The sequence below is a fragment of the Serratia sp. JSRIV004 genome (assembly GCF_019968705.1).
Classification (GTDB): domain Bacteria; phylum Pseudomonadota; class Gammaproteobacteria; order Enterobacterales; family Enterobacteriaceae; genus Chania; species Chania fonticola_B.
This window is the reverse complement of record NZ_CP074140.1, coordinates 2,497,573-2,518,237: the sequence shown is the minus strand read 5'-3', so window position 1 is coordinate 2,518,237 and position 20,665 is coordinate 2,497,573. Positions and strand designations below refer to the sequence as shown.

Sequence of the window (20,665 nt, the reverse complement as noted above, 5' to 3'; positions counted from 1 at the left end):
TGTGAGTCTGGTGTCTGTGATTAATGGCTAATCACCGTACCGGTTTTGCCTTCAATGCCCTGCTGAGCCTTGCTCAAGACCGTGATCAACGCCTGACGCCCTGGCTTGGATTCGGCAAACGCCACCGCCGCTTCTACCTTCGGCAGCATTGAGCCTTTGGCAAAGTGCCCTTCTTCGATAAAGCGCTGGGCATCGGCAATGCTCAACTGCTCCAGCCATTGCTCATTCGGTTTGCCAAAGTTGATCGCTACCTTTTCCACTGCGGTGAGGATGATCAGCATATCGGCATCGATCATCTCTGCCAGTTTGGCACTGGCCCAGTCTTTGTCGATCACCGCGCTGGCTCCCCGCAGATGGTTACCTTCGCGGATCACCGGAATACCCCCGCCACCCACGGTGATCACCACCTGCCCGGCCTCCATCATGGCGCGTACCGTTTCTTTCTCGACGATGTCGATCGGCTTGGGCGAGGCAACGACCCGGCGGTAGCCACGGCCCGCATCTTCTACCATGTTGTAACCGTTCTTGGTCAGCTGGTTGGCTTCGGCCTTGGTAAAGAACGAACCAATCGGCTTGGTGGGATTGAGAAACGCCGGATCGCTGCCGTTAACGATCACCTGGGTGATCAAAGTGGCAACCGGTTTAACGATATTGCGATCGAGCAACTCTTCACGCAGGGCGTTTTGCAGATCGTAACCTATATACCCCTGGCTCAACGCGACGCACACCGACATCGGCAGCATCGGCGTATGGGCTTCACTTTTTGCCGCCGCCTCAAACGCCAGGTTGATCATGCCCACCTGCGGGCCATTGCCGTGGGTGACCACTACCTGGTGACCGTGCTCGATTAAATCGACAATCGCCCGCGCGGTGGTTTTGACCGCCTGCATCTGTTCCGCCAGGCCCTCACCCAATGCGTTACCGCCCAATGCCAGCACTATTTTCTTGTTCATGTTGATCCTTGTTGTTTAGTGAGGTGTTACCCCATTTTTGCCGCGATCTGGGCATTGAAAGGCCGACGACGCAAGAACTGCCCGTACCCTTGCCGCCCGGTAAATTCGCCATTACGCGCTACGACCTCGCCCCGGCACATCGTCAGCACCGGCACGCCCTGGCACTGAAAACCTTCATAAGGGGAATAATCCGCCTTGTCATGAAGCCGATCATGGCTGATAGCCGTGGATTGGCGCGGATCAAAGATCACCACGTCAGCATCTGCACCGGGGTTTAGATTGCCTTTACGCGGCCACAGGCCGAACAACCGCGCCGGGTTGCTGCTGGTGAGCGCCACAAAGCGTGAAGGGGAAATCCGTCCGCTCATCACTCCGTGAGAGAACAGCAGCATCATGCGATTCTCGACCCCAGGCAGGCCGTTCGGGCAGCGGGTAAAGTCCCCTGCCGCCATTGCCTGCCGTTGGTGGTAAGGGAAAGTACAGTGATCGGTAGCGACGGTATCGATCGAACCGTCGGCAATGCCCACCCATAGGCGATCCAATTCCCGTTGGTCACGCAGAGGCGGGCTGAGGATGTATTTCGCCCCATCTTCACGCAGGTAACATTGTTCGTTGAGCAGCAGATACTGCGGGCAGGTTTCTACCCACACCGGTTGGCGCTGTTGGCGTGCCAGACGTAAATAATCCAGCCCCAGCCCATTGGATAAATGGACGATGTACAGCGGCGCGTTGTCTGCCAGATGGGCCAGATTGATCATCCGGCTAATTGCTTCAGCCTCACATTCCAACGGGCGGCTTAATGCGTGATGGATCGGCGCTGTTTTACCGGCGGCCACCAGCGCAGCACGGCGCAGAGCAATCGCGGCATCGTTTTCTGGGTGGACGGTAGTCAATGCCCCAGCCTGCCGCAACTGCCCCAAGGCTCGCAGCACGTCGGTATCATTGATCTTGTAGAGGTAGGTCAGATACAGCTTAAAACTGCTGATCCCTTCGTCATGCACCATGCTGGCCATCTCTTCGAGAATGCCGTCGTCAATATGTTGGATCACGCCGTGAAAGCCGTAATCGATCGCCGCATTGCCGGCCGCATACTGGTGGTAGACGTTGAGCTGATGATGGAGATTGCAGCCCGCCGGGCCAAATCCCATATGATCGATAATGGTGGTAGTGCCGCCACAGGCCGCCGCGCGAGTGCCGCTGAAAAAATCGTCACAGCTACGGGCGATGCCGACATCGATATTGAAATGGGTATGGACATCAATGCCGCCGGGCATGACATAACAGCCGCAAGCATCGATAACTTCACAATGGTTATCGGCTTCGATCGCCGTGTCGCGCTGGCAGATCACCCCGTTTTCAATCAACAAATCCTGAGGATACTGCCCGTCGCTATCAACCAGAATGCCGTTCTTAATCAACTGCTTCATTGCTGGCACTCCATAAAAAAATCCGGCGGAGGGGGCCGGGTATTTAACCGTGTGATGCTTGCTGGGTGCTGGATAGGCCCCTCACCCTAACCCTCTCCCACAGGGAGAGGGAACCGATCGAATTCGCGGATGTTTTAGCGTTCTTCCTGAAGAAGCAGAGGCTCGCCTACTAGATCACCCTCGTTACAGATGAAATATGCACATTTGAAATCACTCTGCACCAGCCCCCTCTCCCTGTGGGGGCCGATCGAGTTCGCTGATTTCTTTGCGTAATACCTTTCCTTTTGCACCCGACTGTCCGAAGCTGTACGGGCCAGCCGCACGCTCCGGACAGCTCCCTCTCCCTGTAGAGACCGCTGATTTCTATGTGTAATATCTTTCCTCTTGTACCCCACTTTCCGAAGCTGCACGGACCAACCACACGCTCCGGACAGCTCCCTCTCCCTGTGGGAGAGGGTTGGGGTGAGGGGACGCTTATTTCTGCAACTCTTCCAGATAAGCCAAAGGCACGGCGGCATACATAGCCGCGCAGGTCACCAGATGGTCTTTCCAGGTTTTCTCGTTCGGCGCGTGGGCTTCAGGCTCCTTGCCCGGACCGAAACCGATCACCGGAATACCGTGGCGCCCCATGATGGAAACCCCGTTGGTTGAGAAGGTCCACTTATCCACCACCGGCTGCTTCTTGAACAGGCCCTGATAGGCCTTGCTCAGGGTTTTCACCGTGATGTGATCTTCTTCGACCTTCCAGGTTGGGAAGTAGCATTCGGTTGGGTACACCAGACCGGTGTAGGACGGACGGCTATAGTCATACATCGACACGACTGCCTTGGCCGCCTGCACCGCTGGTAACGCACGGATCTCGTCCAACGCCCCTTCCCAGGTTTCGCCCCAGGTCAGGCGGCGGTCGATAGATACCGCACAGCTGTCTGCTACCGCGCAGCGGCTAGGTGAGGTAAAGAAAATCTCTGAAACGGTGAGTGTGCCTTTGCCCAGGAAATCGTCATTGCCCAAGTTGCCGGACAGCTGTTGCAATTCGTTGAGGATTGGGCCCATTTTGAAAATGGCGTTGTCACCACGTTCCGGTGCCGAGCCGTGGCAGCTGATGCCTTGCACATCCACGCGGATTTCCATACGGCCACGCTGGCCGCGGTAGATCTGGCAGTCGGTCGGTTCGGTGCTGATCACAAACTCTGGGCGGATGTTGGATTGCTCAATAATGTACTGCCAGCACAGGCCATCGCAGTCTTCTTCCTGCACGGTGCCGGTCACCAGCAGCGTATACTGATCTTCCAGCCCCAGATCCTTGATGATTTTGCCCGCGTAGACCATGGAAGCCATGCCACCTTCCTGATCCGATGCGCCACGGCCACCGATGATCTCGTCGTTTTCCATGCCCTGATACGGGTCAAAGGTCCAGTTCTTGATGTTGCCGATGCCGACGGTATCGATATGCGCGTCCATCGCAATCAGGTGTGGGCCGTGGCCGATATAGCCCAGGATGTTGCCCATCGGGTCAATCTCGACCTTGTCGAACCCGACCTTCTCCATCTCTTTCTTGATACACATCACCACCCGTTTTTCGTCACAGCTTTCACTCGGGATGGCGATCATGTCCCGCAGGAAGCGCGTCATCTCATCTTTGTATTGGTAGGCTTTCTCTAATACCAATTCGAAAGGAATTTGCTTTGCCATTGTGTTCTTTCTCCAATTTTTTATAACCCCTCGCTGCTGCGAGAGGTTGAGTAATCTGACGGCGGTGGTTAAACCGGAAGCTTCCCTTCCCACACCACTTCGCGATAGTGCTTCACGTCGGTATCGCCTTCGGAGCTGATTAACAGCACTACCGACTGGCTATTCAGCCCGAGTTTTTGCATCAGCTGCGCACGTTGCGGGCTGTGATGTACCGCAGCCAGCACGCCCAACCCCACGGCACCGGACTCGCCGGAGATAATGCGCGGATCGTTACCCAGCGGATTACCCAACACCCGCATCCCTAGCGCCGCCACGCTGTCCTGGCAGGAAATAAACTGCGTGGCGCAGTTACGCAGCAGCGGCCAGCCCAAGGGGTTAGGCTCACCACAGGCCAGACCGGCCATGATGGTGGCCATATCGCCGCCCACGTTGACGATTTCTCCTTTTACCCCGGAGCGATAAACACAGTCGGCCAGCTCGGGTTCGACAATCACCGAATGCAGCTTATCCGCGCCTAACACGTCTACCAGATAGCCCAGCACGCCCGCGGCCATCGCCCCGACACCGGCCTGTAACAGCACATGGGTTGGCCGCTCGATCTGCATCTGCCGCATCTGTTCGGCCGCTTCGTCTGCCAGCGTGGCGTAACCCTGCATGATCCAGGTTGGGATCTTGGTGTAGCCTTCCCAGGCGGTGTCCTGTACCACTTGCCAGCCGCGTTCCTGGGCCGTTTTCATGGTCAGTCGCACGGTATCGTCGTAGTTCATATCGGTGACGATGCACTCGGCACCCAGGTTGAGAATGTGATCCACCCTCTCCTGCGCCGAGCCTTTAGGCATATACACCACCGCATGCTGGCCTAGCTGTTGCGCCGCCCAGGCAACCCCCCTGCCATGGTTGCCGTCGGTGGTGGTGGCGAAGGTCATCTTCTCGGTCGCCGTGGCTTTAAACTTTTCGAAAGAAAACGCATTGATATCAATCTGGTACTTTTCACACAAAAGCTGGGCAATGGCGTACGCACCGCCGAGCATCTTGAAGGCGTTTAAACCAAAGCGTTTGGACTCGTCTTTGACCAGGATTTTCCGCACGCCAAACAGCTGCGCGAGATCGTCCAACGCGCATAACGGCGTTGGCTGATAACCCGCGATCTTCTTATGAAACTCGCGCGCTTTCTGCGCTTGCGCCTTAGAGAACAGAGAGGAGGTTTCGCCGTTAAAATAACGGTTATCCTCTATCGCCACTTTCAATGAAAAAACCGACATAACCGCTACCTCTTCTGGTCGCATTAACTTTCACCGTGCAGGGACACCGCCCGGTATCCCTGACCAGGTAAATTTATTTAATGCGTTTTTCTGCTTCTTTCAGTAATTGATCCAACACCAGACCCGGGTTGGAGAATTTGCGCGCCATGATCATCGCCGCGATGATATAAGGCTTCCAGCTGGCTTCCTTATAGGTGGCAATACGGTACTTCTCGAATACGCTGGCACAGACTTCCCCTTCACTGCAGGAGACGTCGGTGATGTCCGCTGGCAGACAGTGCATATAGAGCGCTTCGCCGCCTTTGGTCAGCTTCATCATCTCTTCGGTGCAGTGCCAGTTTTTGTAGTAGGCGTTTTGCGCCAGGCACTGTTGCTCCAGCGCCTTGAGGCCCGCGTGATCGTTGGCACGCAACAGATCGGTACGCTGCTCCATGACCTTGTATGGCGCCCAGGATTTCGGATAAACGATGTCCGCGCCCTGGAAGGCTTCGGCCATCGAGGTCACCTGTTGGAAGCTACCACCGGAAGCAGCAGCGTTGTTCTTCGCCACTTCGATCACGTCCGGGATCAAGTCGTAACCTTCCGGATGGGCCAGCGTCACCTTCATGCCAAAGCGGGTCATCAGCCCAATGATGCCCTGCGGCACCGACAGCGGTTTGCCATAGCTGGGTGAATAGGCCCAGGTCATGGCGATCTTCTTGCCTTTCAGGTTTTCCAGGCTGCCGAAGTGCTCCTGCAACCAGGCCAGATCCGCCATGGCCTGGGTTGGGTGATCGATATCGCACTGCAAGTTGACCAGTGCCGGGCGCTGTGGCAGCACGCCCTTCTCAAATCCTTCATCCAGCGCGGCCCCCACCTCACGCATGTAGGCGTTGCCTGCCCCCAGATACATGTCGTCACGGATACCGATGGCATCCGCGCAGAAGGAGATCATATTGGCCGTTTCACGCACCGTTTCCCCGTGGGCGATCTGCGATTTACCTTCATCCAGATCTTGCTGCGCCAACCCCAGCAGGTTGAGCGCCGAGGCATAAGAAAAACGGGTACGCGTGGAGTTATCACGGAAGATGGAGATGCCTAAGCCACTGTTGAAAATCTTGGTGGCAATGTTTTCTGAGCGCATGGTTTTCAGCGATTCCGCCAGCTTGAGCACCAGTTCCAGCTCGTCACGGCTCTGTTCCCACGTCAGTAAAAAGTCCTTTTGATGTAAATTGGACTTTAACGCGCTTATTTCCTTAATTAACTGGTTAACTGTTCTCATCTTTGCCCCTAAATAGAGAGTGTGGTGGTGATCCGTTAAAACAAGTGCCTAACCTCGGAATAACCAATACGCTTTTTCAGCGTCTGGCTACAGGACAATCAATAAGCGTGCCAACAAGGGGAAAGTTAAGCTGCGTAACATAAAACTGCGGAGTATTATGATGGCGATCACATAAAACGGGACTTTCGGGGCGGTTAATGTGAAATTTACAGTCAGGGTGTTGCTGGCAAGGGATAATTCCCTACGGCGTAAATCTGCCATTTATAATTATCAGCCTTTCTCGCAACCCAAAATGATAGCAATTAGCGCGCAGTATCATTTTGATAATAAAATGTGATGCTAACAGCAGAATCTCTATTCTCTGTGGGATTAGCTTGATGACTATCAAATTATAGCTAGCCGTAGTGTATTATCGTTTCTTTTTCAATGACGATAACGGGAGACGCGTGATGATAGCACCGGCCACTGCCCAGTCGGCTCTTATGCAGATCCAACCGACAATTTTGCGCTTTACCAAGATGCTCTCCAGCGTGTTGCTGCTGGAGGTAGAGATTGTCGATGCCAACCTGGTACGCGTGGCAGGCACTGGCCCGTATGGCAAACAATTTGGCATCAAGCTCGGCAGCAATTCCTGGTTGTTGAAATATGTGCTTGATACCAAAAACGAAAAAATAGTCACCCACTCCCGTTACGACCCGGTGTGCGAAGGCTGCACCAGCAAAGATGAGTGCCAGGAAAAGGCCTTCCTCGGCATTCCTATCCTGTTCCAAGATGCCTGCATCGGCGTGATCAGCCTGGTGGCCTTCACCCTGGAACAGCAGCAAAGGTTACGGGATAACCTGCAAGAGTTCTCGGGCTACGTGCGCAATATTTCCAACGTTTTCGTTTCCAACTTATTGGAGACGCAAGGCGGCAGCGGTGGTTTAAATAAAGTGCTTTTCAGCCTGATTGAAAATATGGATCAGGGGGTGTTAATACTCAATGAAAAGAGCCAGGTTAAGTTTGCCAATATGATGGCCTTAAAACAGCTCAATATGCCGCAGGAAAATATTATCGGCAAAACCTTTACTATTCGCGCCCTCACTTTCCAGCAAAATTACACCAGCGGACATCTGCAACATATTCTCTCCTTCGACGATAACCAGGAGATTATGATTGGCCAGTTGCATCAGGTTCAAGATCATCAATTATTTTTAATGGCTTTTCATCAGTCACACTCCTCATTTGACGAAACGCTGAGCCTGCAAGACCCGCGTATTGAGCAACTGGCGGGGGAAAGCAAACCGATGCGTCTGCTGAAGAGCTTAATCACCCGTATTGCCCCCAGCCCCTCCAGCGTATTGGTGGTTGGCGAAAGCGGCACCGGCAAAGAGGTGGTGGCGCGGGCGATCCACCGGCTGAGTAACCGCAGCGATAAACCCTTTATCGCCATTAACTGCGCCGCCATTCCGGATCAACTGTTGGAGAGTGAACTGTTCGGTTACCTGAAGGGGGCATTTACCGGCGCTTCGGCCAATGGCAAGGTGGGGCTGATCCAGGCGGCCAATCAGGGGACGTTATTCCTGGATGAGATCGGTGATATGCCGCTAATGTTGCAGGCCAAGTTGCTGCGCACGGTGGAATCCCGTGAGGTGTTGCCGATCGGCTCCAGCAAGCCGATCCCGGTCGATATCCGCATTATCTCCGCCACCAACCAGAACCTGGCACAGTACATTGCCGAAGGCAAGTTCCGTGAAGACCTCTATTACCGCCTGAACGTTATCCCCATCACCCTGCCACCGCTGCGTGAGCGCGAAGGCGATATCGAACTGCTGGTGCACTACTTCCTCAGTTTGCACACCAAGCGGATCGGCATTATCTACCCCGGCATCTCGGCAGAGGTACTCGAGCTGCTACGCCGACACCGCTGGCCAGGCAACGTGCGCGAACTGAGTAATTTGATGGAGTATCTGGTTAACGTGGTGCCGAGCGGTGAGATCATTGATACCTATCTGCTGCCGCCCAATCTGACCCGTGGGCAACATCTGGAGGCTCGCGCCAGCGTATCTACGTATAAAACCACAGAGAGTTGTGAAAACCACGATATGGCGGGTTTGGAGAGTATGGAGAAACTGATGATTGAGGAGGCGCTGAGCCAACATGCGAACAAGAAGGTGGTGGCGGAGAAGCTGGGGATTGGTATCGCGACGCTGTATCGCAAGATAAAGAAGTATGAGCTGTGTTCTCATTGAGGGGGAAGATTAATTGTGTGCCGGGCTGGCGCGTTTAGCTGGCTAGCCCAAGACTGTCCTTGTTCCTGCTATCAATATCTCTTTTCAAGGCGTATAGCGCTCTTATCTCAATCTGCGAAATGCATCGCATTATTCTTGCTTCAAAGAACCTCAATTTACATATGAAAACAACTGGACCCAATAAAACCACATATTGTAGTATTCACATCATATCGTAGTAAAATGTACGGTATGTTATGGTTGTCTTGTGACATTCAGGAACCAAGGCAACTATGGCGATCAGTAGCGAAGAACGTGATTTTTTCATTGCGTTGGGCAAACGCATTACCAGCCTGCGCAAAGAACGTACCATTACTCAGACCGAATTGGCTGAGCAGTTGGGCGTTTCCCAACAGACAGTGCAAGCATGGGAGGCTGGCCGCCGTCGCATCAAGGTGTCTTCACTCCCTGCCATAGCAAACATTTTTTCGGTTTCACTAGAGGAATTGTTTGGAGCAACGACGGAGTCTTCCCTCCGCGAGAGTGTCCCGACTCCGAAGTGGCAGCAGCAGATAGAAGCGATTGCTAATTTGCCGCAGGAAAAACAGCAGATAATTTCTGAGATGTTAAGCGCCATGATTGCACAGGCGCGTAACTAACTGATAAGTAACGCGGCGATAACGGGTTGCAGCCCACTATCGCCGCTCACCACAAGCAACTAAGCAGGAGTTGATTATGGCTAAGAGCGATTCTAAGTCAGGCACCACTGTAAATAAAGCCCCCAAGGCAACACGCCATTACACCGTGGGCTATTCGCCCAACCGAGGTATCAAGAAGCCCGCGCCACAGCTGATTATCAAGGGCTATTGGCTGGAACAGCACGGCTTCTTAACGGGCCAGTCGGTCACGGTAAATATTGAACAGGGAAGATTGATTATTCAGGCGGAGGGCAATGTATGAACGGATGCGCTATTATACAGACAACCGCGGGCGGGATTATTCCTGAGCTGATTATCGATGGCGTGGATATTACCAAGGCGGGGTTTGTGGCGGGTGCGGTATTTAAGATAGAACCGTATCAGGATGGATTGTTAATAACGTTGGTATCTAATACGGGAGAGATTGAGCGGTTATTATTGGAGGTGGATGCTCACCCTCATATCGGTGCGGACTGGATACGGGATAACGGTGAGCTGTATCTGGCGGGAGACTGGTTGACGCAGTGCGGCCTTACCGGGCAACCACTGGCGATCAGCGTGATTCCCGGCCAGTTGGTGATTCAGGTACAGCAGGGTAATATATTGGCGTAGTAACAGATAAAAATAGCCGGGAAGATCTAGGGGAGATCATCCCGGTCCAACTATAGATATATCTATATAAAAATCATGCTCGTAAATCATATAGATCTTTTGCTTCCTCATCCATATCTAGACTACCAAGAGCACCAAGATCTAAACTATAAATTTTATCACCATTATCTTTTGAGCAAATAAAATATCCAAGATCACCATCTTGTCCTATTAAAAAATAGTCCGGCCCAACCTCTTGTATTGTATACGTTTCATTTCTCTCAATGACATCTAGATAATTAAATATATAAACAGAGCCTCCTTGCTTATTTTCTATCTCATAGACTTCTTTATCTTGAACTTCCTCAGATAAAAATTTCTTATACGCATTTGGTAATTTAACACCTTGACTCAACTCTATGCGTTCTAACTCTTCTAAAACTTTATCTTTATCCATATACAACCACCTTTATTATTAAAATGACAATGCATTAAATATCAAAGAACGGATTGAATTTGTTACTTTCCCTGAGTCCATCAAAATATTTATAGGCATTATTAAGGGCTCGTCTTGCTTGTTTTACCGGAACTCCAGCTTTTAACATTTCGCTATAACTAGTATTGAACTCCTGCTTCAACGTTGTATCCTAACCACCAGGTAAAGCACGTCGAACTCGTTGAGCCACACTAATTTTAGCGTGAGGGCTACCAGATGCTGATTTCAATAATGTTGCTGGTGCAGAGTCTCGGTGAAATACACTAGTTTTTTCTTGGTCCATGCATCCTGAATAGGGTGATGACCTTGGACAAAACCATCAGTTTTGCTATTCGCATGTCCCGAAGCACGATTTACTCCTGGAGATAAATTACCATGGGGATCTACATCACCGGCTCTATAACCATTCGGTGCATTACATGTACTCAACCCAGCGGATCGATCCATCCCAGCGGGTTATGCACGTAACTATAAGGGTTCAGCCCCCCGCCAGCCCTATCGGGTCTGGCGTCAGGTATCAACCCACTGGTTGATCGTACCTACATTTAACCAAAGGCTTTGCATCGTAGTCCGTATGCTACCGCCCTATTTTGATGATTTTATCTGCACAAAATTATTGCAAATAAAATAGTAATGTAAATACAGACTAATTGGGAAGCAGGGACACAATCGATATCAGCGTAACACTAGATATTCGGAGCTACGAGTTGGATTTAGCTGGGAGTGGCCTTACCGGACAACCGCTGTCGACCAGCGTGATGCCTGGTAAGGTGATGATTCGAGTTGAGCCAGCAATACTGATGAAATAAAAGGCAACGGTGATAGAGAAGCTCCAATACGGAGCTTCCATAAATAAAACCTAAATGATACCCCCCTTAGACCATGCATCTGGCAAATAGTATTGGAAGGTACCTATAAATTTTAACCCTGAAAAATCTTTTTTATCATCAGGGAAATCAAATTCCTCATTTAATATCGATATATAAGAGTTAACCTTCACTAATCCTATTTCATTACATTTAGCAATTAAGGCATCCTCATATGACTCACTAAATGGTATCTCAACAATCAAATCCATTAAGTCCACCACACCCTCTGAAACGTATACAGAGAATGTATCCACATCATATGTTTGTCCGATGTCTTTGCAAAAACCACATGCCTCACCATAGCTATCTTGATCTATATATTCATCAAAATTTTCATCAGCTATACCAATCCATATACTTACTGGATAACTTTTTCTATTGTTTTCCATAAATCATCCCTTTCCACATTTGAATGCCCTAACAAATTCCGCACCATTTTTCACATATTGATTTGCAAATGACTTGATTGTTTTTATTGCTTCAGATTTTGATGTGACTTGACTTAACCTCTCAGAGAGAATTGTATGTGCGATAGAGCTTGCACGACCTGATTGGCCAAGTGGCAATTTAGCTCCCGTAGAATGTGGCCCTTCTAAATAAGCACCTATATTTCTAGGGTCTGGCACATTTTGGAACCAGACACTCGAACGTGGCGTTGATAGTTCAATAAGTTCATTATAAGTAAACCCTAATGACTTGGCTTTTTCAGCCATCGAAACAGGGAACCACTCATGAGCCCCGCCACCATTACGTAACGCATCCGTTACACCAGTCTTTATGGCTTTATTAGCCATTGCCTCTTTTACATCTTGAACACTAGCAGAGTCAAACCATTCACCGAAACTAATGCTACTTTGATTCCAAGGATAATCAGCCGCCGCTAATCCCAAAGGATCCATAGAATCCAACGGATTATGAACATATGAGTAAGGAGTTTCGCCCCCCGCCAGCCCTATCGGGTCCGACGTCAGATAACATCCTGCCTGCGGATCATAATATCTGAACCGATTGTAATGCAGCCCTGACTCGGCATCCCATAGTTGGCCTGCAAACTTCAGCCCCGGATCTAACTGTGGGTTCTGATCTGCTTTGCCTAAGGCAATCCCCCACAACGATTCCTGGGGTCTACGCCAGACGCGTTTTCCTGCGGTGTTAAAGAGCGCTAACGGTTGTCCCGAAGGAGCACAAACGGCAAACTGTGTTTCAAACACCCAGCGTACACCTTCCTCTGAAGGCTCAGTTGCATAAGTACACTCTTGCTGGGCAATCAGCTCCCAGCCATTAAATACCCAGTGCCGGACCTTTTGCAAGTGCCCATGCCGATACTCCCTGATTTCCGCTATGCTGTCCCCATCCCACAGATAACTGACACGTAGCCCTTGTTCTTCGCAGCATTTTTCCGTGCGGCGACCAAAAGGATCATAGCGATACTGCCAACGTCGGCCCTGAGCATCCTTCAACGCAACCAACTGGTCCTTCGAATTCCAGATAAAACGCGTATATTCCGGCCGATAACCCTCTCGCTGAATACGCTTAACGGTCATACGCCCCGCGACATCATATTCATACCAGTTTTGACCCAGTTGCTTTAGCCTATGGCCCCGTTGATAGATTTCATCATGAGCAACAAGCTGTTGTTCACCGGTTTGCCTTTGGGCCACGTAACCACTGGCATCATAGCGATAGTGCTCTTTTAATGAACGCCCGTTGCTGACCGATACCACCTGCTGATTACCATTCACCACATAACTCAGGCGTTCATTGTCATCGTTGGCCCCCACCAGATTCAGCGCCGCGTCGTATTGATAAGTCCTGTCCAGACTCGCCAGCGTCGGTCTTGGAATATCATGGACCTCTTCAGGACTGAAGATCTGCGTTTGACGTCCGGCCCGTTGCCGGGTCAACATCCCCATCTCATCGTAGTCCTGGCAGAACATAAACCCTGCCGGGCTCACACGTTCACGTTCATGCCCTTCCTTGTCGCTAATGAACTTCAAGTGTTGGGCATCGGGTAAATCAACCCCTGTTAGCTCACCAACGCGGTTATAGTGGAAAACCGTTGTTAAAACGGGTGATGAGTTCGCAGAAGACAGATGGCGGATCACCGTGAACTCATCCGGGTATTCCCGGGTAATTTCACGTTCCTGGTTCACTTCACGTACGATGCGATCGTTTTCATCATAGGTGAAGGCCAACTCATCACCTTCTGTAACAACGCTGAGCAAACGCCCGATCCGATCATAGATGTTGCGCGTTTCCCCTTCAGGCGTGGTTACTACCAGCAATTGGCAGCAGGCATCATATTCATAGCGTGTAACCTGGCCTAACGCATCCCGCTTCTCAATGCAGTTGCCATCCTCATCATAGGAGTAATGCCATTCGGTACCGGCATAATCCCGCTCGGTGATGACACGGCCAACCTCATTCAATTCATACTGATACGATTCTCCCGCAGGGTTAGTCACTCGGCATAACGCCAACGTGTCCTTATCATAATGATATTGCCAACGGTTCCCTTCACCATCCGTCCGCGCCATCGGCAGGTCAAAGGCGCCGTACTCCATGCGCCACACCACACCATTCGCGTCGGAGTAGGCCGTCAGGTTGCCATGCCGATCGTGAGTAAAATCTTCATGGCTTTCGTTCGGGCGGGTATTTTTGATCAGTCTTCCGCGACGATCGTATTGATAGCCCCATTCGTTTTTACCATTCTGCGATAGAGAGCGCACGCGGCCCTGTTTGTCATAGCGCAGTTGCAAAGCACCACGCTCTTCATTAAACAGGGTGAGCAGATGATGCTGGCCGTCATAATTTAAAAACTGACGCATGCCATTACTGCTTTCCACGGTAACGACCAGGCCTGCCGCATTATAATTTAGCGTGGTTGCCGAGCCATCAGGCGCGAGGAAATGGTTTGGCTCCCCTTTGTCGTCATATTGTTGCAGCCAGACACGTTCAAACGGATCTTTTACTGAGGTTAACTGCTGTGCCGAATTGTACGTATACTGCCAACACTCACCCGCCTCGTTAATATAGCGTGATACCAACCCGGTGGTTCCCAGGTACTCAAACGCTATCGTTCTCCCTTGCGGCGATATCTGGCTGAGCAAGTGATCAAATTCATCATAAACATAACGGGTGGTGCTGCCATCAGGTTGCTGTACGGCGGTGACCCGTTGTTGCTCATCATAATAGTAGTGTGTAGTATGGCCTTTCCCGTCAGTAACCTCGGTACAGCCTGGGCTGTAGTTGAACGTAACGGTATAATACCCCTCAGCGGCTTCACTGAAGGTACACCGGCCTACACCGTCATACTCATAACGCGTCCAGGTTTTATCATTATCAAACCAACGTGATATCCAGCCCTGAGAGGTGTAATCATAAAACAGGTGGTAATACGTCAGACTATCTGCCTCAACCAAGTAGCCCTGCGTATTTTGCTGATAACTCACCAACACATCATTAAGACCGGAGTCAATCCGAATAATCTGGTGAAGATAGCCATTAACATGCCAGCTAAATGTCAGAACGATCCCATCACTGTGATGAACTTTGGTTAATCGTTGCTGTTCATCCCTGTGAAACACAATCGAGTTACCGTGAAGATCGCGATGGGCATGTAATAAACACAAGGTTGGATTGGTGGTTGAAACGATAAATTGACGCGAGATGCGATTGCGTCTGTCCGTTAACCAGAACCCTTCATCGCTACGCGCCAGAATATAATCTGGATGTTCAGGGTTACACGCCTCATCAAAGCCAGCTGGCAATGAGAAGTACAGCGATTGCCCGTCAAATAATTGGACTTCGATAAGATCCTGGGAGTCATTAAGCAACAGACATTCGCTAAAGTTGTCAGCCCAGTTTTTGGCAACAATACCCTTACCTACATAGTCAGCGACGAACGTTCGAGTAAAGAATAAGGGGATAGTCTGCCCCAATTCGAAGTCGGTTCGCTGCTCCATGACCCTACCGGTCACCACATCAATCGGGTCACCTTTAAAGAACTTTTTGGTCGACTCAGAAAAACGCTTGAACCCGGTATTATTTTTAAAAGCATGTCGCGCACAGCCGGAGTTTCTCCGTACATTACGGGCCGTTTTCAGTGCGCCAATCTTCGCCCCTTTAACCAAAGCCTTTCGCCCTGCACGCGTAAACAGTTTACCAAAACCCTTGACCATTCCCCTGCTTGGGGGGATTAAGAACTCGACGGCAATGAATATGGCTTTCTGCCACCAGGAAAACTCCTCGGCCACATTGAGGTAGGTCGCTCCCTCCACACCAATAAAGACGGTCTTAGCCCCTTGTTTAATGGTCGCGCCACATTCGATTTTATCGCCCTTACGGGCCGCTGGCTGACCATTAATAAAGACCGTATCACTGCCTTCTGCAATTTTTGGTGGCGGTGCTGAAGTATGTTTGGAACACGCGACGGTATCCGTCACCCCCGCAGAGAACCCCTCTGATACCCCTTCAGCCAATGAACTGTCCGCTGCCGATGCGGGGGCTCCCGGCTCTTTGATTTTGACGCCAGCCCTTGCAGCGAGCGCACCTTCTATCACCACACCGAACGCACCCGTGACGATAGTTCCATCCATACTGCCCATGTCTTCAAAGAAATTTGTTACCGCATTACTGGCACCGGTGATCATATCGGTCATGCCCAGCATCAAGCCGTCACCAATAGCGGAACCAACTTTGGCCGCCGCACTGGCTACTCCCGGAGATCCCAGTTCGGAGGCGGCGTAGGCTGCCCCCATACAGCCCACAGCAGCAATACCCAGAACCAAAACCGCCGGACCGCCTATCAATGCGGTTGTCACGGCAATGACGGCCGCCGCAATGATGGCTCCCGCCACCACGCCAGCCAATTTTGCCCAAAAACTGGCATGCTTAATCGCATGGCCGATCGTTGCCGCAGGTTGACCTTCCGTAGGTTTGGGAATTTCACCGGACGGCTTATAGCCATGCATCGCGCCCATTCGGGCAATGCGGGTTCCTATAGATTGTTGTAGCATCACGCCTCCCTGCTATTAACGCGGTTTGAAGCCCATTATCGTTGGCAACAATGAGGCCTTCTGGCTATGACTCATGACCCCAGGGGAGGTAAACGTGAAATTCACCAACTGGCTTCCTTTGGCGTACATCACTACCAATTGGTGCATTGGTCCTTCTGGGCTTTTCCAGTGGTATTCCAACTGGTAGGCGGGTTCATCATCAAGCACGATCGGTTTGCGTTCGACTTCCTTATACCCCGGTAAATGTGCCTCAAACTCTTTCAACGTATCTTCATACGTTTCCTCTGGGGGAATGCCTTTACTGATGGCAGCCCGAGTTATCGTGAGATTAATGCCGCTTTCATCCGGGCAAATAAACACATTAACGCTTTCATCTCGCCACCCTTCAGGAGCAACAAATGTGCCTTCATTCATCTGATACATTTTTAAAATCCTTTTTAAATTATTTTGGTGAGGCATTCAGGCCAATATAGGCGCCATTCACGGTAATACTGGTGCCCACGATCGCGATATTGCCTGCGGCATCAATAGTGATAGATCCCCCTTTCGTATTGAGGACCACCCCACCTTCTAACGACTCCAGCGTAATATTGTCTTGAACTACCAACGTGTCGTTGACTTTAGGTGCAAGCGCTTTGGCGATAGCGGCGGCGGCCGCCGCGAACCCACCTACAGGCGTGTCACCATCTGAACCTCCTGGTTTGATTTCCGTATAGCGGCCCCCGTTAACGACCAGATTTTTTTCGCCTTTGATCACTTTATTCTGCGCGCCGTCGACGGAGATTTCCTGATTTGCTCCCACAGCGACGGTTTGATTCTGTGTCACGGCGACAGACTGATTCTGACCCACCTTTTCATCGTGATTGGCGATAACCGTGGTACTGCGGTCATTCAACACAATCGTACTCATATCCTTCTGGGCATGCAGAAACAGCCCCTCGCCCCCCTTGGCATCCTCGAACCGCAACTCATTGAAACCCTCGCCCTTATGGGTCTTGGAGCGGAACGCCATCTGGGTCTTGCTGGCAGGCAGCGATCCCGGTGGGATATTGTTGGCGTGATAGGTACGCCCGGTGACGATCGGTTGGTCCGGATCGCCATGCAGGAAATCCACCACCACTTCCTGGCCGATACGTGGAATGGCCAACATCCCCCAACCCTGTCCGGCCCACGGTTGGGTCACGCGGATCCAGCATGAGCTGTTGTCGTTGCTTTTACCGTAGCGGTCCCACAGGAATTGCAGGCGGATACGGCCGAACTCATCACAGTAGATTTCTTCCCCGGCTGGACCCACCACCATCGCGATCTGTGGGCCGTCCATGCTCGGTTTCGGCATCGGCGTCGGCCGCCAGGTCTGGGTGTGCGGCAGGAAGACGAACTGGTTGCTCAGCGTGGTGCCTTGCCCACCAGACTCCTGCTCTAGCGCTTGAGGCTGGCTGCCGCTGTGCTGAATGCTCAGCAGTTGCCACTGGTGGTTCAAATCGCTACGCGGGTGGCTGGTCAACGTAAACAGCAGCCCCGGTTGCAGGGTAAAGTCGTTACTCTGCCCATTCCCCAGGTTGGCATCGTTGCGCAGGGCTTCCAGGCGGTAATGGGTAAAGGCCTTGCCGTGCTGTTCATCTTTGAAACGCCCAGGGAAGTCGAAGTGTTCGTAGTCTGGCCGTTGGTTTTGCAGCTCGCTGGCCTGCTCATTAAAGGCCGCCGACCACTGCGGGTTTTTAAAGGTGTAATCCTTCAGTTCCACCACGGCGGTACGCACCTGTGCGCTACGGGTGAAGGTGGTGACACACAGCTCCAGCGCCTGAGAGGCTACGCCTGGGTTATACGGCAGCACAGCGCCCTGCGGCAGGGTGCCCACGTCATCGGTATACACCACGATGTTTTTGCCTTCGGGGTATTCGAAGTAGTAGAACATCCCCTCTTCGGCGGCCAGCCGCTGGATGAAGTCAAAATCAGATTCCTGATACTGCACGCAGAACTCACGGGCCGGGTGGGGATTGCGCAAGCCAAAGGCAAAATCGGTGATGCCGTTCTCTTTCAGCAAGGTGGTAATGATGCTTTCGATGCTCTGCTGCTGGAAGATGCGCGAGTTGCGCCGCAGCGTGGTGCGCCACAGTGCCGGGCGGATCACCATGCTATAACGAGTCTGATGCAGGCCGGTATCGCCCTGTTCAAAACTCGCCACCATGCCGGTGATGCTGCGTTGCACTACCCCTTCACGCTTGATCACCAGCGTCGCATCTTCATCCAGCACCGCGGCAAAGTCGATGGCCGGATCGGCACTGGCCAGGCCCACGTTCAGCACGAACGGTGAGGAAAGCATCTCGGTCAGGCTGAAATCCACCACCACAAAGGTCTGCGGAGGCAGGTTCGCCGTGGAGAGCGTGAACTGCAACCCACTCGGTTCCGCGCCGCCCATCAAGGCACTGGCAGCCGAGGACGCCATCGCCGTGGCGCTGCCGCCGCTGGCAAAGCTCATCGGCTTGACGCCCGCAGATGAGGCTATGCCCGCTGCGCTCCCCCCGCTGACAATGTTCTTCGGATTGATGCCTACGGATGAGGCTATCGATCCTGCCTTTTTGGCAATATCTGCCGCCTGCGATACCACCTTGCCCGCCTTGCCGCCTACAGCGCCAGCCGCAGCTCCCACCATATCCACCACCTGATCGCCACTGACTGACGGCGTCTCCGTGGCCACAATGTTCTTCGGCTGCACGCCCCCCTTGGGGGCGTTTTTCTTGTCATCAGCAAACATATCTTTTCCTTCCTGGAGGTTAGCGGGCAGATGCTGCCTGCTGCGTGAGTTGGTGATAGCGACTGAGCAGTGCATTCCAGCGCTCGTCTATCTGCTTGAGCAGCACCGGTGAAGCCGGTTGTTGTTGTTCCACCGAAACCGCCAACTGCCGCAGCAACTCTTCCAGCGGCGTTTCACGGTTCAGTTCATTTTGCATCTGATAAACCTGCGTTTTCAGATAGGAAAGCGTCAGGCTGCCGCGCGTTTGTTCCTGTTCAAGCAGCTTGTCCGACAGCGCCTGCAAGCGCTGCTGCACCTGGAAATAGCTGCTGTCGGCCCGCTCGCTGCCGAGCCGCGCCTGTAGCAGCCGTTGCCAACGCTGGCTTTGGGCAATCTGCTCCGGATCGGTCGGCCACAGCTGGTTGGCCAGCGCCACCGAGGCATCGGCGGTACGCAACCCGGCCAACGGAGAAAGGTTCTCCAGCGTGTTCAGTTGCTGGCCGTAGCCGTCCAGGTTCGGTTGCGCCAGCCACAGCTGCACCGAACCTTCTGGGGTGGCGGCCAGCCCCGCCAGCCGCTCCTGCATTGGTTTGACCTGCATCAGATAAGCCGCACCGGCAACCACCAGGCTGCACAGCACACCGCCGCCAAAGCCCCAAGCCGTTGCAGCACGTTTGGCCGCTTTAGGGATGACCGGTGGTGGCGGTGCAAAACGCACTTCCACATTGGGCAACGGTTGTTCTATTGGCTGTGGCGCGGGTTCTTCGTAGGCCGGAGGGGGTTCATTCGCTGCCGTTTTTGCCCCCGAGAACAGGGTGCGGATCGGCTCCGCCTCGGGCACCGAGAGATACACCATCGAGGGCATCTTCAGCGGTTGCGCTGGCGGCTGTTTGGCCGCTTCATGGGCGGCTTCCAGCCGTTTGGCGGTGTTCTGCATCAGGTACAACAGGTTTTCAATGCGTGGCACGCGTTTGAGCTCAACCTGCTGCAGTTTGTCGCACAGCAGTTGCAGCGCCCGCTCGGCGCGGTACACCAGGCGCAGGTCGTCAATGCCGAACTCGTGCTGGCGCAGTTGGCTACCGACGCGGGCGTTGAACCACTCCAGTATTTCCGAGCGGGCCTGCGGCTGCTCTGGCCACAGTCGTTCCCATTGGCTGACCACCATGCCCGCCAACAGCTCGCAGCTTTCGGTAAACCCGGCCAGCCCATGCCTTTGGGTACGCGCCAGGGCGTAGTACACCGTGGTTTGCAGATCGACTCCGTTGGTACGGAACAGCGTCAACGCCAGCGACTCAATCAGGCGCCAGTTAACCTCTGGCCGCGCCGGGTGGTTGATCTTGTTGATCTCTTCACGAATGGCGCTGAATTCCGGCCAATGGCGCGGATCGCCGCCGGTTTGAATGATGATATTTTCTGAGGCTTCGCTCATGCGGACTCATCCTTAAAGCGTCTCT

At 52.6% G+C, this 20,665-nt stretch carries 15 protein-coding genes and 2 pseudogenes; 4 read left to right on the top strand and 13 right to left on the bottom strand.

Annotation, left to right across the window (positions count from 1 at the left end; genetic code table 11):
- Positions 1 to 20: 20 nt before the first annotated feature.
- From arcC to ygeW, 5 genes are all read right to left on the bottom strand, one after another.
- A complete protein-coding gene (gene arcC, locus KGP21_RS12060) occupies positions 21 to 953 on the bottom strand; it encodes a carbamate kinase (RefSeq protein WP_115158325.1) in 933 nt (310 codons plus the stop codon).
- A 26-nt stretch (positions 954 to 979) separates the two neighbouring features.
- Positions 980 to 2,380 (bottom strand): dihydropyrimidinase, encoded by a 1,401-nt coding sequence (gene hydA, locus KGP21_RS12055; protein WP_223538316.1) that lies wholly within the window; start codon positions 2,378 to 2,380, stop codon positions 980 to 982.
- Between the two features lie 474 nt (positions 2,381 to 2,854).
- A complete protein-coding gene (locus KGP21_RS12050) occupies positions 2,855 to 4,072 on the bottom strand; it encodes a YgeY family selenium metabolism-linked hydrolase (RefSeq protein ID WP_223538314.1) in 1,218 nt (405 codons plus the stop codon).
- Positions 4,073 to 4,140: 68 nt separating this feature from the next.
- Positions 4,141 to 5,334, bottom strand: coding sequence for a diaminopropionate ammonia-lyase (gene dpaL, locus KGP21_RS12045; RefSeq protein WP_223538311.1), 1,194 nt, complete (start codon positions 5,332 to 5,334; stop codon positions 4,141 to 4,143).
- Between the two features lie 73 nt (positions 5,335 to 5,407).
- Positions 5,408 to 6,595 carry a knotted carbamoyltransferase YgeW gene (ygeW, locus tag KGP21_RS12040; protein ID WP_021804807.1) on the bottom strand — a complete coding sequence of 396 codons (1,188 nt, stop codon included), beginning with the start codon at positions 6,593 to 6,595 and terminating at the stop codon, positions 5,408 to 5,410.
- Positions 6,596 to 7,047: 452 nt separating this feature from the next.
- On the opposite strand from ygeW, the gene KGP21_RS12035 reads away from it, so the two are divergent.
- From KGP21_RS12035 to KGP21_RS12020, 4 genes are all read left to right on the top strand, one after another.
- Complete coding sequence (locus KGP21_RS12035) at positions 7,048 to 8,826, top strand: sigma-54-dependent Fis family transcriptional regulator (protein WP_223538518.1); 1,779 nt, start codon at positions 7,048 to 7,050, stop codon at positions 8,824 to 8,826.
- A 272-nt stretch (positions 8,827 to 9,098) separates the two neighbouring features.
- Positions 9,099 to 9,464, top strand: a complete 366-nt coding sequence (locus KGP21_RS12030) for a helix-turn-helix domain-containing protein (RefSeq protein WP_218519494.1) — start codon at positions 9,099 to 9,101, stop codon at positions 9,462 to 9,464.
- A gap of 76 nt (positions 9,465 to 9,540) precedes the next feature.
- A complete protein-coding gene (locus KGP21_RS12025) occupies positions 9,541 to 9,765 on the top strand; it encodes a SymE family type I addiction module toxin (protein WP_223538308.1) in 225 nt (74 codons plus the stop codon).
- Positions 9,762 to 10,115 (top strand): SymE family type I addiction module toxin, encoded by a 354-nt coding sequence (locus tag KGP21_RS12020; RefSeq protein WP_223538305.1) that lies wholly within the window; start codon positions 9,762 to 9,764, stop codon positions 10,113 to 10,115. Before KGP21_RS12025 ends, KGP21_RS12020 begins: the two co-directional genes overlap by 4 nt.
- Before the next feature lie 73 nt (positions 10,116 to 10,188).
- Here KGP21_RS12020 and KGP21_RS12015 read toward each other — a convergent pair whose 3' ends face one another.
- The 8 genes and pseudogenes from KGP21_RS12015 to KGP21_RS11985 form a co-directional block, all read right to left on the bottom strand.
- The gene (locus KGP21_RS12015; protein WP_223538302.1) at positions 10,189 to 10,551 is read right to left on the bottom strand and encodes an SMI1/KNR4 family protein; all 363 of its coding nucleotides are present in this window, start codon (positions 10,549 to 10,551) and stop codon (positions 10,189 to 10,191) included.
- 34 nt (positions 10,552 to 10,585) lie between these two features.
- A pseudogene (locus KGP21_RS29770) lies at positions 10,586 to 10,873 on the bottom strand (hypothetical protein).
- Positions 10,874 to 11,018: 145 nt separating this feature from the next.
- Positions 11,019 to 11,107 (bottom strand): annotated as a pseudogene (locus KGP21_RS29765) (RHS repeat-associated core domain-containing protein); the annotation flags it as partial.
- Positions 11,108 to 11,449: 342 nt separating this feature from the next.
- Positions 11,450 to 11,848, bottom strand: a complete 399-nt coding sequence (locus KGP21_RS12005) for an immunity 22 family protein (RefSeq protein ID WP_071680592.1) — start codon at positions 11,846 to 11,848, stop codon at positions 11,450 to 11,452.
- Between the two features lie 3 nt (positions 11,849 to 11,851).
- Positions 11,852 to 16,477, bottom strand: coding sequence for an RHS repeat-associated core domain-containing protein (locus KGP21_RS12000; protein ID WP_223538297.1), 4,626 nt, complete (start codon positions 16,475 to 16,477; stop codon positions 11,852 to 11,854).
- A gap of 15 nt (positions 16,478 to 16,492) precedes the next feature.
- Positions 16,493 to 16,900: a DUF1795 domain-containing protein gene (locus KGP21_RS11995; protein WP_223538294.1), complete on the bottom strand. Its 408-nt coding sequence runs from the start codon at positions 16,898 to 16,900 to the stop codon at positions 16,493 to 16,495.
- Positions 16,901 to 16,919: 19 nt separating this feature from the next.
- Entirely contained in the window at positions 16,920 to 18,923 is a 2,004-nt protein-coding gene (gene tssI / locus KGP21_RS11990) for a type VI secretion system tip protein TssI/VgrG (RefSeq protein ID WP_371824864.1), read from the bottom strand.
- A gap of 328 nt (positions 18,924 to 19,251) precedes the next feature.
- Positions 19,252 to 20,640 carry a VasL domain-containing protein gene (locus KGP21_RS11985; RefSeq protein WP_223538287.1) on the bottom strand — a complete coding sequence of 463 codons (1,389 nt, stop codon included), beginning with the start codon at positions 20,638 to 20,640 and terminating at the stop codon, positions 19,252 to 19,254.
- Positions 20,641 to 20,665 lie beyond the last annotated feature (25 nt).